This window comes from Protofrankia sp. CiP1_Cm_nod4 (assembly GCF_982290645.1).
In genome coordinates this window covers 15,072-15,781 of record NZ_CEVIVC010000087.1, presented here as the reverse complement: position 1 = coordinate 15,781, position 710 = coordinate 15,072, and the positions used below count along the sequence as shown (strand labels likewise).

At 73.9% G+C, this 710-nt stretch carries 1 protein-coding gene; it reads left to right on the top strand.

Annotated features, from left to right (window positions below):
• Positions 1–710 (top strand): hypothetical protein (locus tag AC5LSR_RS16285; RefSeq protein ID WP_493468644.1); only part of this gene is annotated, 710 nt, incomplete at both ends.

Sequence of the window (710 nt, the reverse complement as noted above, 5' to 3'; positions counted from 1 at the left end):
GCGGGTCGGCGCGCTCGTCCACTTCGACGTGTCGATGGAGAGCAGCTTCCAGGAGCGGATGGACTGCTGGGTGGACGGCCGCTCCGGCCTTGAGATCGCCGACGGCGTGTGGCGTGCGCTGGCCGCCCAGTCCCCGGAGGCGGACGACACGCCCGCCGCCAGTCGTCCCATCGCCCTTCCGCCGGACCTGGCCCGAGCGGTCCGCGAGGCATACCGGCTGATCGATGCTCGAGCGGCCGTACGGTCAGCGGTGATCGCCAAGGACGCGGAGGACGAGCGCGCCGCCGAGATCCGGCGTGTGGAGCGCTACTACTCCGACGCGCTCGCCTCGATCGCCCGCCGGCGTGCCACCGCCGGCGCCGACCGGGTCGCCATGCTCGACGCCCGGGCCGAGGCTACCCGGGCCGAACGGGTGCGCCGGCTGGCCGAGATCGAGGACAAGCATCGCTCGCACATCGACATCCGGCCGATTCGGCTGCACGTGGTCGAGGCGCCGGCGCTGGAGCTCCCGGTGGACGTGCTGCGCGGACCACGCCGTTATCCCCTGCTCCTGCACTGGATGCTCGGGGCGTCCACTTTCGCGCGCGTACGTTGCCCGTCGTGCGGCGAGCCGGCTCCGCTGGTCGCCGCCAAGGACCGGCTCGGCTGCGAACGCTGCCTCCCCTCGCGCGTGCCGGCACACCACCCGCCGCAGCCCCCGGCCCCGGCAT